The sequence below is a fragment of the Paraburkholderia kirstenboschensis genome (genome assembly GCF_032806925.1).
Lineage (GTDB): Bacteria > Pseudomonadota > Gammaproteobacteria > Burkholderiales > Burkholderiaceae > Paraburkholderia > Paraburkholderia kirstenboschensis.
The window spans coordinates 3039871-3052929 of the sequence record NZ_CP136512.1 but is presented as its reverse complement, the minus strand read 5'-3'; the positions used below and the strand labels follow the sequence as shown (position 1 = coordinate 3052929).

Annotated in this window: 9 protein-coding genes; 3 read left to right on the top strand and 6 right to left on the bottom strand. The window is 62.4% G+C overall.

Annotated elements, in window-relative coordinates; genetic code table 11:
- Positions 1 to 80: 80 nt before the first annotated feature.
- Genes RW095_RS22595 through RW095_RS22585 form a run of 3 tightly spaced genes read right to left on the bottom strand, consistent with a single transcriptional unit; the run spans position 81 to position 4589 of the window.
- Positions 81 to 1280: a lipocalin-like domain-containing protein gene (locus RW095_RS22595; RefSeq protein WP_394365114.1), complete on the bottom strand. Its 1200-nt coding sequence runs from the start codon at positions 1278 to 1280 to the stop codon at positions 81 to 83.
- Positions 1280 to 3853: an FtsX-like permease family protein gene (locus RW095_RS22590; protein ID WP_317018487.1), complete on the bottom strand. Its 2574-nt coding sequence runs from the start codon at positions 3851 to 3853 to the stop codon at positions 1280 to 1282. The genes RW095_RS22595 and RW095_RS22590 overlap by 1 nt, the downstream gene beginning before the upstream one ends.
- Entirely contained in the window at positions 3840 to 4589 is a 750-nt protein-coding gene (locus RW095_RS22585; RefSeq protein WP_128596753.1) for an ABC transporter ATP-binding protein, read from the bottom strand. The genes RW095_RS22590 and RW095_RS22585 overlap by 14 nt, the downstream gene beginning before the upstream one ends.
- A gap of 645 nt (positions 4590 to 5234) precedes the next feature.
- Between RW095_RS22585 and RW095_RS22580 the strand changes: the two genes are divergently transcribed.
- Both RW095_RS22580 and RW095_RS22575 read left to right on the top strand, forming a co-directional pair.
- Positions 5235 to 6788: a complex I subunit 4 family protein gene (locus RW095_RS22580; protein ID WP_317018486.1), complete on the top strand. Its 1554-nt coding sequence runs from the start codon at positions 5235 to 5237 to the stop codon at positions 6786 to 6788.
- Positions 6789 to 6935: 147 nt separating this feature from the next.
- Positions 6936 to 7328, top strand: a complete 393-nt coding sequence (locus RW095_RS22575) for a carboxymuconolactone decarboxylase family protein (protein ID WP_317018485.1) — start codon at positions 6936 to 6938, stop codon at positions 7326 to 7328.
- A gap of 6 nt (positions 7329 to 7334) precedes the next feature.
- Here the strand turns inward: RW095_RS22575 and RW095_RS22570 are convergent, their stop codons facing one another.
- The 3 genes from RW095_RS22570 to RW095_RS22560 all read right to left on the bottom strand — a co-directional run bounded on the left by RW095_RS22570 (position 7335) and on the right by RW095_RS22560 (position 11558).
- A complete protein-coding gene (locus RW095_RS22570) occupies positions 7335 to 8024 on the bottom strand; it encodes an HAD family hydrolase (RefSeq protein WP_317019931.1) in 690 nt (229 codons plus the stop codon).
- A 95-nt stretch (positions 8025 to 8119) separates the two neighbouring features.
- A complete protein-coding gene (locus tag RW095_RS22565) occupies positions 8120 to 9571 on the bottom strand; it encodes a cytochrome-c peroxidase (RefSeq protein ID WP_317018483.1) in 1452 nt (483 codons plus the stop codon).
- Positions 9572 to 9782: 211 nt separating this feature from the next.
- Positions 9783 to 11558, bottom strand: coding sequence for a phospholipase C (locus tag RW095_RS22560; RefSeq protein WP_317018482.1), 1776 nt, complete (start codon positions 11556 to 11558; stop codon positions 9783 to 9785).
- 378 nt (positions 11559 to 11936) lie between these two features.
- Here RW095_RS22560 and RW095_RS22555 point away from each other — a divergent pair, with 378 nt between their 5' ends.
- The gene (locus RW095_RS22555; protein WP_317018480.1) at positions 11937 to 12953 is read left to right on the top strand and encodes an SDR family oxidoreductase; all 1017 of its coding nucleotides are present in this window, start codon (positions 11937 to 11939) and stop codon (positions 12951 to 12953) included.
- Positions 12954 to 13059 lie beyond the last annotated feature (106 nt).

The following is a 13059-nucleotide window of genomic DNA, read 5'->3' as shown; positions in this document are numbered from 1 at the left end:
CGACAAAACCCCGGCACACCGGCGGCCGGAACAGGCCGGGTTCAGCCCGGGTCCAGCCCGGGTCCAGGCCATATCGCCCGTCACTGCCTGCCGGTCCGCAGCGCGTTCACGTACCCCGTCAGCTCCAGATAAGCTCGCCCGAGATCAGCGCCATCGCGGCTCACCCGCGCCGCGCCTTCCCAGTACACTGCGCCGGTAGACTGCCGCGAGTCCAGTTCCTGGTCGTCCATCAGCGGATCCAACTGCCATGTCAGTGCGCCGGTTCGCACCGTCATCGACACAGGGTACGACGCGTTCGTGCGCGGCGAGCGCCATGTGCGACGAGGCGTAAAGTCGACCTCGCTCGGAGCGAACGTCGTGACTCGTCCGTCGCGATCTCTCAATGCAGCATGCGCCCACATCGCATGTCCGTCGCGGCTGCGCACCTTGAAGGCCATCAGAGCCGAACCGTCGGAGAGATTCGCGCCCAGCCAGTCCCATCCCACGGCATTCGCGTCGAGCAACGTGCTCGACCACTCATGATCCAGCCATGCAACGCCCGTCACGGCAGTGTCGCCTTGCGACGAATCGCTTTTGGCGCCCGGTCGCCTCACGCCGCCCGACACGCGCAATTGCGGCTCACTGTAGTAGTAACTGGCCTGTTCCGGCCGCGGACCTTTGCGTGAGTAGCCATGTTCGCCCTGGATCAAAGGCGCCTGCGTCGGCGTTAGCTTGAGATGCAACGCGAACTCGCCGGCATCGGCGGTGACATCGTAGCGGCCATCGGCGGCACGAACGATTTTCCACGCGTCGAGCTTGACGTCGGTATCCGCGGGCTTCGCATAGGCGAGGCCGAGTCCCTCGCGGCCAATGCGTTCATCGTGCACGAGATGGCCGAGTGCAGGATCGCTCAACGCGGCATGCGCGATGATCAATTGAGAAGGCGCGAAAGCACTCGGATCGGCGGCATCGTGTCCCGTTGCAGAACGGAAGAATGTGATCTGAAATCCGAGCGGCCGATTATCGGGCGTAGTCAGCCAGCCGGTTGCGTACCACCACTCGGTGCGAAAATCGGCGTGAGCGCCGGTGTCCATCGGCAGCACGATCGGATGTTCTTTCGTGACAACGGAGAATTCCGGCGCTGCTGCAAAGACCAGGTTGGCTGACAAAGCGAACGCGCCGATAACGAACCAGTGCGAAACCCGCGGGCGTGTCCGATGAAAACGCGCGGCCGAAACCCCAACCCCCGTTTTCGCCCGACACATCGATTGAGGTGCCAATAGCCGCCGCAAAGCTCGCATCACCAGTCCTCCTTGACCGCGCGCACTGCATCCACGGAAACGGCGCCGCGTCCCGCAATCACGGCTGTCGAACACGATGACGCGAGCATCACCAACGCAACTGTGGCCAGCATCGTCCACGGAACGTGCATCGACATGCTCCAGTGAAACGACTGCGGATTGACGACGAATACAAGAATCAGACTGATCGCGAAGCCGAGAACGAAGCCCATTGCGATACCGCACGCGGTGAGCATGCCGCCTTCGAGTGCGAGGATCGCGAGAATTTGCGAGCGCGTCACGCCGACGTGCCGCAGCATCCCGAACTCGCGAGCGCGTGCGAGCGTCTGCGCCGAAAATGTCGCGGCCACGCCGAACAATCCGATGACGATGGCGACCGCCTCCAGAAGATACGTGACCGCAAAGCTCCGGTCGAATATCACGAGCGTGCGCGCGCGAATGGCGCCCGGTTGCGACACGTCCAACGTCGCGCCGAAGGGCAGTGCACGCAATCCGGCTATCACGCGCTCAATGCTCGAACCTCGGTCGACGGTCACCGCGACATCGGTAGCGCCCGTGTCGGCGGTGAGGCGACGGTAGTCGGCAAGCCGTATCTGGATCGCGCCGGTCTGCCGCACGTAATCACGCCATACGCCGGCCACCACGAACACGTGTGCGCGCTCGCCGAGCGGCAAGCGGATACGCTGTCCGAGCTTATAACCATATAGATCCACCATTGCTTCGGACACCCAAACAGGCGTTTCATCGCTTCGCAGATCGCGAGGCGAAAGCACAGGTCCCGTCATTTGCAGATTTGCGCCGGGATCGGTTGCGTCGATCTCTCGTGCGAGTATCGCGAGGTCCGGACGCGCCGGGTCGAGCGTGATATGTGAAGTGCGTGCGAACGCCGCCCTTGCAATGCCCGGCACGGCCGCAAGCCGCGTCTGCTCAGCAGGGCTCAAGCCGCCCGTGTCGCCGTTTTCCGCGACGCGCACATAAAGATCAGCCGATAGCAGATGAACCAGCCAGTCCTCCACGGACACGCGGAAGCTGGCCACCATGATCGCCATTGCCACGATCAGCGCGAAACTCGACAACACTCCGCCCATTGCAATCGACGCATGACCCGGCGCATTCGCGAGGCGCGCTAGCGCAAGCGTACTGGCCGCACCGGCCCGTGAGCGCTCTGGGAACCCCCGGCTCGCTACGCCGAATATGAGAGCGGTGAAGCGCGGCATCAATGCAATTCCGCCGATCAGCAGCAGTGCGACGGCCAGATAACCGCCAATCGGCGCGTCGAACCATGGCGGCGCTTGCGTGAGAAGCGCGGCGATCAAGAGGCACAGCAGTGCGGGCCACGGCGTGGCGAGGCGGGCGAGCGCGCCTTCTTCGGCACCGGCCTTGAGTGCGGAAGCGGGCCGTGCACGCGGCGCTTCCAGTGCGGGCGCGAGGCTGCCGAGAACCGCCACGGCAATGCCGAGCGTCAGGAAAATCGCGCTCGCGATCGGTTCGAAGCCGACCTGCGGCTGCACGCCGGGAAAGTAGCCGCCGCCGAGATCGCTGCCGAAAAAACGCAACGCGCCGGCAGCGAGTGCATAACCGAGCGCGAGGCCGCATAGCGAACCGAGCAAGCCGAGCAGCGCACCTTCAAGCAGAATCTGACGCAGCAGTTGGCCGCGTGTGAGTCCGAGCACGCGCAGCATCGCAAACTGCGCGCGACGACGCACCACGCTCAATGCCTGCGTCGAAAACACGAGGAACGCCCCGGTGAAAAGCGCGACCAGCGCGAGCACGTTCATGTTGATTCGATAGGCGCGCGAGAGCCGGTCTGTGCGGCTCTCGACGTCGCGCGGTTCGGCGACGACCCATTGGCTCCCCAACTCTCTTTGCAGCTCGCGTTTGAAGCGCTCGCGGTCGACGCCGCGCTCGAGCTGCACGTCGACGCGTGAAAGCTTGCCGACCTTGCCGAACTTCCACTGAACCGCGGCAATATCCATGATCGCGAGCCGTTGACCCGGCCTCGTTCTCACGATGCCGCCGGCCGCCCGCAAATGCACGATCGACGTGCCGCTTTGCAGCGCCACGTCATCGCCGGTTTTGACGTGCAGCCATTGTTGCGCCGCGGTGGAGAGAAACACGGCGTCGGAGGCGAGCGCGTCGAAAGGCCGTTCCGCGGACGGCACACCCATCAGATCCGGCGCAATGCGGCTTGCCCTGAACACGTCGATGCCGAGAACAGGCAAAGCCGCGTTCTGCCCCGGCACGGTGACGTCCAGCGCGAGAACGGGACTCGCGAGCGCGACACCCTTTTGCGCGGCGAGGCGCGGATAGATGGACTCGTCGAGTAGAGGCTGAGCGCCGCGCACCTGGAGATCCGCCTGGCCGGAGAGGCTGCGCGCCGCAGCGGAGAACTCGTTGAAGGCCGCGCTGTTGATCAGTTGCACGGCGTAGCCGAGGGCCACCCCCAGCGCGATGGTTGTAATCGCAACGAGCGCGCGTGCCCGATGACTGCGCCATTCGGCGCCCAGCAGCCAGCGCGCAAGAGTGCGATGTCCGCGTGTGGCTGCGGGCCGGTGCGAGTCAGCGGGCGTCATCGGTTGAACGGGCTGTGGTTCGCGGGTCGTGTTGCACCCGTGAAGGCGCCGACGCTTCCGATGCGGCATGCAAGCCGCCATCGCTGAGAATCATGATGCGGTCGGCGACGGCGGCAGCGGCCTCCGAGTGCGTCACCATCATCGTGGCCGCGCCGGTCGCCTTGCTTTGCGCGCGAAAGAGCGCAAGCACGCCGTGTGCGGTATCGGGATCGAGGTTGCCCGTCGGTTCGTCGGCGAGGATCAGAGTAGGGTGATGTACCAGGGCCCGCGCTATCGCAACGCGTTGCAACTCACCGCCCGACAGTTGCCGCGGAAAGTCGTCACCGCGGCCTTCGAGTCCGACTGCGGCGAGCATGTCGAGCGCCGCGGAAGTCGGCAACTCGTTCAGCAGCAGTGGCAGCGCGACGTTCTGCGCAAGCGTCAAATGCGGCAGGACGTGAAAAGCCTGAAATACAAAGCCGAGTTTCTGCCGGCGCAAACGCGTCGCGGCATTGTCGTCGAGACGCGACACGGCATGGCCGCCGATCATCACATCGCCGCTGTCCGCCTGATCGAGACCGGCGATCAGATTGAGCAGCGTGGATTTGCCCACGCCTGAGTCGCCCATGATCGCGACGAATTCGCCGGGCGCAAGCGTGAAATCGAGGTTTGCAAGGACGACGCGGCCGGCGCCGTAGGTCTTGCTAAGCCCGCGGCATTCGAGTGCGGGAACGACACCTTCGTGAGAAAACACCATGCATGGTCCGGAGAATGAGGTCGACGCGGCGGCATCTGCTCGCTGAACGCGCGGCCTTTAATGTGTTGACCGCCGAAGTATATTCGGCTTCTGTAAGGTGCGTCGGCGCATCGGCTCTTCGCGTGAAGCCAGCGTCCGGCGACGGTTTTCCCGACACGGCACCTCGTTTCGCGACTGCACCCGCATAAAAAATATTTCTGTCCAATACAGCGCCGGCTGCAGTTCGGTGCTCGAAATACCGGCGTGCGGCGCTGTCCGGCGCACTTCCATGCCTCGTATGAGCATCTCTCAATCGCGCGCGTTATGAACTACCGGTAAATAGTCGCAAAAAGCCCGCTTTTGCGGGGAATGCACAGAGCCATGAACGATCAACGCGCCGTTTGTGCAAACGCACATTTTCTCCCCGTCCGCAAGCGTCGCGGCCGCAAGGACTCCCTGTTTAGCGCTTTGGCGCAATGTTGCGCTGCAAAAGTATTCTTATCTTGGTAATCTCCCACCTCGTCGTTCGACTGCGGGTAAACGTGAAGTCGACCGAAGTCTGCTTACGTAGTCCGGCTGGCCCTAAGCCCTACATGTTCGTTTCAATGCTTTCGAAACAGAAAGTATTGGTGCGGCGTTTTGTACTTCAAGTTTTCGACAGCGCACATGCCATTGCCTCTTCTTAGCCTACTTATCTGGATCCCTATTGTTGCCGGCCTCATAGTTTTGCGAGCCGGGTCGGACACGGCTCGCGGCCGCACGCGGTGGCTCGCATTGATCGGCGCGGTTGCGGGCTTCGTACCGGTGATTCCGCTGGTGGCGAATTTCCGCAACGAAGCGACGTCGATGCAATTTGTCGAGAACGTCAGATGGTCGCCGACTTTCGATATCGCGTGGCACGTGGGCGTCGACGGCATTTCGCTGTGGCTCGTCGCATTGACCGCGCTGACGACGATCATCATTGTGGTCGCGTCGTGGGAGTCGATTACCGAGCGCACCGCGCAGTACTTCGGCGCATTCCTGATGTTGTCGGGTTTCATGCAGGGCGTGTTTACGTCGCTCGACGGCATGATGTTCTTCGTCTCGTTCGAAGCAACGTTGATTCCGCTTTATTTGCTGATCGGCACATGGGGGCACTCCAATCGCTCATATGCCGCAGTGAAGTTCTTTTTCATGTCGTTCCTTGGCTCGCTGATGATGCTGATGTCGATGCTGTATCTGTACAGTCAGACGCACAGCTTCGACCTTGCGCTATGGCGGGAAACGCGCCTTGGCACAATGCCGCAAGTACTGATCTTTCTCGGCTTTCTCGCGGCATTCGGCGTGAAGGTGCCGATGTGGCCGTTGCATACATGGTTGCCCGACGTTCACCTCGACGGCCCCACTGGCGCGGCCGTTATGATCGGCATGCTCAAGCTCGGCGGCTACGGCCTGCTGCGCTTCGCATTGCCGATCGCACCGCAGGCAAGCCACTTTTTCGCGCCGATGATGATTACGCTCTCGCTCGTCGCGGTGATCTATTCGAGTCTTCTCGCGCTCGTGCAGACCGACATGCGCCGCCTGCTCGCGTATTCGACGGTGGCCCACATGGGCCTCGTCACGCTCGGTCTGTTCGTCTTCAACCGCATCGGTCAGGCCGGCGCAATCGTGCAGATGCTGTCGTACGGCGTTGTGTCCGGTGCGATGCTGTTGTGCACGGGCATGCTCTACGATCGAACAAAAACGGCTACGATTGCCGAGTACGGCGGCGTCGCCAACACCATGCCGCGGTTCGCCGCTTTCGTGATGTTGTTTTCGGTGGCCAATATCGGACTGCCGGGTACGTCGGGTTTCGTCGGCGAATTCATGGTGCTGATGGGCGCGATCCGCTTTAACTTCTGGATCGGCGCGATGGCGGCGTCGACGCTGATTCTGAGCGCGGCCTACACGTTGTGGATGTATAAGCGCGTGATTTTTGGTGCGATTGCGAATGCGCGAGTGGCCAGCCTCAAGGATGTCGGCAAGCGCGAATTCGTGTTGCTTGGCGCGATGGCGCTGCTGGTGCTAGCGATCGGACTTGATCCGAAGCCTTTCACCGATGCCATCGACCCGTCGGTCGGTACGCTGCTGGCGCAATCGGAGCGCTCCACGCATCCGGAGCCGACGCCCCGCGATGGCGGCGAACACCTGCAAGCGGCTGAGCCAGCAGCGGTCGTTGCTGTGACGCGTACGCCAGGGTGATAGGGCAGTGTGAGTGCCGCAATAGCGGATTCCAGTTCGGCAAAATACGCGCACAATAGGCGCCATATGCCGCATACGTCGTGTATGCCGCGTATGCCGAACTGAGCGCGAATCGCGCTTTTCATGCAGTCACACAAAGGAGAGCCCATGAGTCAGCAGAAAGCCGTGGAGTATTCCGCAGCGTCGCCCGAAGTCAAAGCCGTGTACGACGATATCAAGGAGACGCGTCAGGTCGACGACGTCAACAACTTCTGGAAGTACATCGCGCAGCATCCGCCGACTCTCGCGCGCACGTGGGACAGCCTGAAAGAAGTGATGGCGCCCGGCGCGCTCGATCCGTTAATGAAAGAACTGCTCTACGTAGCCGTGAGCGTGACGAACAACTGCGGCTATTGCGTTGCGAGTCACACGGCCGCCGCTCGTCGTGCGGGTATGACCGACGAGATGTTTGGCGAACTGCTCGCAGCAGTTGGCATGGCTAACGAAACGAACCGGCTCGCGGTGGGATACCGCGTGCCGATCGACGCAGCGTTCGAGTAGGCGGATTCACGCCTCGCCGCGCCACGAGGCGAGCAAACCGGGCAAGTCGTTCATGTCCCGAAACACCTGAGCCACGCCGACTGCCTGCAACGCGGCTGCGCTACTATGCCCGAACTCATCCGGACAATAGCCGAACACCGTCGCGCCGGCTGCTACGCCGGCAGTCGCGCCCGTCACCGTGTCTTCGACAATTGCGCAGTGCGCCGGGTCTACATCCAGCGCCGCCGCCGCGGCGAGATACACATCGGGGAACGGCTTGCTGCGCGGTGTTTCGTGACCGCTGAAGATGCGCCCCTCGAAGCAGTCCAGAATACTCGCCTTGGTCAATTGCAATTCGACTTTGATGCGGTCCGCACCGGACGCAACGGCAATTTGTCCCTTCAACGTTGCGTGAAGCGAGCGTACCGCTGTCGCGGCGCCCGGGATCGCCGTCAGTTCCTGTTCGAGCGCTGCGTTGCGGCGCGCGCGAAATTGCATCAGCCAGTCGGTCGTGATGGCAACCCCAGTGCGCGCTTCGATGAGCGGCGCTTCGTCCTTCACCGCCTTGCCGACAAAAATACGCATCGTCTCTTCAATGCTCAAGTGCCAGCCCAGCTCGCCGAGCATATCGGTGAGTACGCGGTTGGTGATTGGCTCCGAGTCGACGAGCACACCGTCGCAGTCGAAAAGTACGGCGTGAAAGGGGAAATCGGCCATCGGGAAGAGTTGGGAAGAGATCGCGGAACGGGAGAGCATACAACAACGCGCCGCGTGGCGCTGCGCGCTTGCGTGAACGCGCGCAGCGCAAAGAGTCACGATCCCCCGGCGTCGAACCCATCGCTCAACGTCTTCATGAACGCAATAATGTCCTGAATGTCCTGATCGGTCATTGCGGGCCGATCTCCGGGTTTGCGATCGAACGGCGCGTCGGAAGCATCTACGTTCGCGTGGAACTGCGGCGGCAGATCGTTGTACTTTTGCACCTTGCCCGATGCATCTCGCGGATAGATCTTTTCCGGCGACGTATTACGCAGATTGTAGAAGTCCATCACCTGCTTCAGGTCGTGGTACACGCCGTTGTGGAAGAACACCTTGCGGTTCGCGACGTTGCGCAACGTCGGTGTGAGGAACATGCCGCAATACTGCGTCTGTTTCGCGAGATCGTCGCGAAACGGCCCGCATACCCCCATGTCGAAGAACTTCGGAATCTTATTCGCGGGAATGGCTGGATTGCGCGGCACACCCAGCGCTTCGTATTGTGTATCGGTAAACACCGGCGGCAGGCCGTCCTTGCTCGGCTGACTCAGGTGACAGCCCGCGCAGTTCGCTTTGTCCTTGTCGTTGAACAATTGCAGGCCGTGGAGTTCGGCATGCGTGAGGCGAGCTTTGCCTTCCAGCCAGTAGTCATACTTGCTGGTGAACGCGTGGAATGACGGATCTTCGAGCTGATAACGCCCCACCGCGAACATTGCCTCCGAGATCAGCAGGCTCGGATTGCCGGCAATGGCCGGCCCGAACATCTGCTTGAACTGGTCGATGTACTTCGTCTGCAGCAACTTGTGGGCGACGTCTTCCGGCGTCTTGTTCGCCATTTCAACGGGATTCGTCAGCGGGCCGATTGCCTGGTCCTGCAAAGTATCGGCGCGGCCGTCCCAGAAGAGCCCGCCTTGCGGCACCATCGCCGGAGCAGCAGGAGTAGCGAGAGCGGTCTTTTGCGCGCGCTCCACGCCGGCCGCCTGCGAAGCGAGTTGCGTCAGGTCCACCGGCACATCCGTGTCGCCCTGATCGGGGCCGATGCTGAACGGCGCCTGCCGATACAGATACGTGAGCGATGGCGGCGGACGATAACCCGCTTCGCTCATATGCGCGCCGCCGAACTGAACGGGAAACGCATTATCCGGCGCGTAGGAATTTTTCGGCGAGTGGCACGACGCGCAAGACTGTGTGCCGGAAGCCGACAATGACTGATCGAAAAAGATCTCCTTGCCGAGCAGCGCCACCGCGCTCAATGGCGCACGCGCCGGACGCAAAAGACGCACCGGTCGAGGGTTCGCGCCGGTGATGTGTTCGACGATCGCGCCGACCGCGGCCGGCATGCGCCCAGGATAAACAAGCGCATACGCGCCGAGCGCGACGGCCGCGATAACGATGCAGGCGGCGCTTCGTGCAAGCAGCCGGAGCGCTGAGCGGCGCGTGAGAACGGGACCCGGTTCGCCGCCAGCGGGAAGAGTCGGCGGCAGGGCGGCGTCTGAAGCTTGGTTCATGGCGGTCGTGACAATAGTTCTTCGGCTGCGATAAAAAAGGCGAATCGAGCCAGCACATATGCACTGGCTAGACGCCGGCTACGCTTTGCTGCAAGCCGTGCCCTGCGTCACGCCACCGCGTTCGTCAGCGATGCGCGAAAGACACTCGCGCATCGCATGAACGCCGGCTGCTCGATGGCAAGTTTCCGCACGGCTCTTGACCAACTCCTCGTCAGATTGCCGGCGCTTCGGCCAGCTTCGTACCGAGGTTCTGGTCCAGATACAACGGCGCATTGTTGCCCGAGCCCGAGAAGTCGAACATGTTCATGATGCTGCCCGCAGTGGCATCGAACGAACCGCCGCCAATGCGTTGACCGCTAAGCCAGTTATCCTCGATGAACATCACGACCGATGCTTGAGTGATCGGCGTGTCGTCAACGAAATTGGCCTTCGCCCACGGCGACACCACGATAAACGGCGTGCGCGTCCCCGGACCGCAACGGCCGTTCACCGCGCCGCCGTTCACGCCCTGCGGCTGCACTGCGCCTGCTGCCGTGCACTGGCCGGCTGCGCTCAGGTTGTCGCTGCCCGCCACCGTCTTGCCGCCTGCCGATTGCGGCGTCGTCGAGTCGAACGACGAACTCGTAGGCGCCTTGTAGCGATGGTCGTACCAGCCGTCCGAATCGTCGTAGGCGATGATCACGGCGGTGTTCTTCCAGTCAGGCTGCTGCTGCAGGAAGTTGATCACCTTCGTGACGAAAGCCTGTTCGTCGATCGGGTCCGAGTTGCCCGGGTGGCCGTCCTCGACCGCCGGCGCCTTCAGGAAGCTGACCGACGGATAGTTGCCCGCCTTCACCGCGGCAAAGAAGTCGTCGGTGTCGTACTGGTGATGAACCGGCGTTGCGGTGTTGTCGAGCGGATCGGCCGCGCCGATCACGGCCGTCGACGACGGACGCGTATGCGCAAAGTTTGCGGTGCTCGCGTAGTACTGGAACCACGCGTGGTGCTGAACGTAGTCGGTCTTCGTCGCGTTGAGCACCTGCGAGAAGGTCGAGCGAGCGCAGCCCGTTGTGCCGTTCGCGTTGACCGTCTGCAGATTGAAGCCGCCCATGAAGCCGCCCCACGTGATGTTCTTCGCGTTGAGCAGGTCGCCGATGTTCTTGTTGTTCGACGACATCGTGCCCGTCACCGTGCTGCCCGCCGCGGTCGTGCAGACGTCGCCGGTCGGGTCGAGGTCGCCGACCATCGTGAAGCCGCCGGCCGAATCCGGAATCGCGTTGCCCGAGGTGCCGCCCGAAACGATCACACCGTTGTTCTGGCCTGAAACGACTGCAAGTGCGCCCGGCGTCGACGGACCATACGTGTCGGTGTACGCGTTCTGGTTCATCGCGAAGTGCTGCGCGTAGTTCCACAGCGCAGTGACGGTGTTGCCGTCGAAGTAGCCGAGCACCTGGCCCTTGGTCGCGAATGCCCCGGTGCTGCCGGCTATCGTCGAACCGGCTGCGGTGAAGAGCGGGAACGAATCCATCGCGCCGTTGTTATAGGCAAGCTGTTCGGCGGCGTATGCGTGGTTTTGACTCGACGTGTTCGCTTGCGAGCGGTCGAGGCGGAACGGCAACAGATCCGCTGCGGGCAGACCGAGCCCAGCGATGGTCACGAGACCGACCGTGCGGCCTGCCGTATTCGGCGACGTGGATAGCGCATTGGGATTGGTCGCGATCAGGTTGTTGCTCGCGAGGTTATTGACCGTCGGCGTGCCTGCGGCCGCCGTGAATTGCGGTTCGCCCACCGGATTCGACGCTTGCGGATAAGTCGCGAAGTAGTGATCGAACGAGACGTTCTCGCCGAAGATCACCACGACGTGCTTGATCGGTGTGGCGGTGGCAAGGGCATCCTGTGCCGATACCGACGGCGTCGACGATGAGCTCGGACTGATGCTGTGGTTGCCGCAAGCGGCGAGCGTCAGCAGCGCGGCAAAAGGAATAGGTAAGAGGGTTCTGCGAAACATGTGACTGGCTCCAGATTCGACTTCGCCGTTCAGCGCTTCCATTGATATACGTGTGGAGTTCGCTGGGGATATTGTTTATTGGAAATGATGCGGCGCTTGTCGATGCTGCACGCTGCGGCAACCACAAGCTGCGCGCATTGAAGCATTCGATGATTAAGATTTAAGGGCGCGCATATTACGTTGGCTCTCGGTCACCATTCATTTGGTAACCGTTGCTGTCGTTGTGCTGACGGTTGCGAGGCGCGCGGCGGCACCGAGCGCTGTTTGCCCACGGCGACGCGGCACGACGGATGCTGCAGGATCCAGACGTAGTTCGCCGGACAGGCCTCCTCAAAGGTGCGCTGCCGTGATCCCGTAATCTCTTTTCGAGGATTCGCCATGACTGTGAAGCTCAAACCGGTCGGTCAGCAGGTCATCGTCATTACCGGGGCGACGAGCGGCATTGGCCTTGCTACTGCGCGTCTTGCCGCGAGCAAAGGAGCGCGGCTCATGTTGGTCGCGCGCGACGAGGAAGCGCTGACCGCGCTCGCCAGACAACTCGGCGACCAGGGCGCGCTCGTCGAGTATACGGTTGCCGACGTGAGCAACGCAGAGCAATTGCAGGCCGCCGCCGACAAGGCCATTGCGCGCTTCGGCGGCTTCGACACATGGGTCAACAACGCCGGCGCGTCGATCTTCGGCCGTTGCGCCGATGTGCCCATCGACGAGCAGAAAGAACTGTTCGAGACCAACTTCTGGGGCGTCGTTCAGGGATCGATGATTGCGCTCGCACACCTGAGGCAGCGCGGCGGTGCGCTGATCAATCTGGGCAGCGAACTGTCGGACATCGCGCTGCCGCTGCAGGCCGCGTATGTCGCGTCCAAACACGCAGTAAAGGGTTATACCGACGCATTGCGCATGGAACTATTGGAGGAACGCGCGCCGGTTTCAGTTACGCTGATCAAGCCGTCGGGCATTCATACGCAGTTTGTCGAGCATGCACGCAATCATCTCGACGTGCAGCCAAAACTGCCGGCGCCGGTCTATGCACCGGACATCGTCGCCAAGGCTATTCTGCATGCCGCCGCCACGCCGGTGCGCGATTTGTATGTCGGCGGCGCATCGGCGGCAATGGTCACGTTCGCGCGGCGGGCGCCCAACCTGTATGACCGCGTGATGGGCCGTCTTGGCATATCGTCGCAACGGACCCAGGAGCCGCCGCACACGGCAGCCGGCACTAGCGGCGGCGATGGCGCATTGCGTGAGCGTTCCGAACAGAAGCGCCGGGTGTTGGAGTCGAGCCTGTACACGCAGGCGTCGATGTATCCGCGGCAGACCGCATTGCTCGCCGCGGGCGCAGCCGCGGTGTGGATGCTCGCGCGTTATGCGCGGTCGTCGCATGGGGGACGCGTGTAGCCGAAGGGCCGCGCGTGTGGTTCACTTACCAGGACAAAGGGTAGCGCCTCATAGGTGAAAGCAGTGCGAGAGCAGTGCAGGGCGCAACCCTTCGTCATCCGATGCA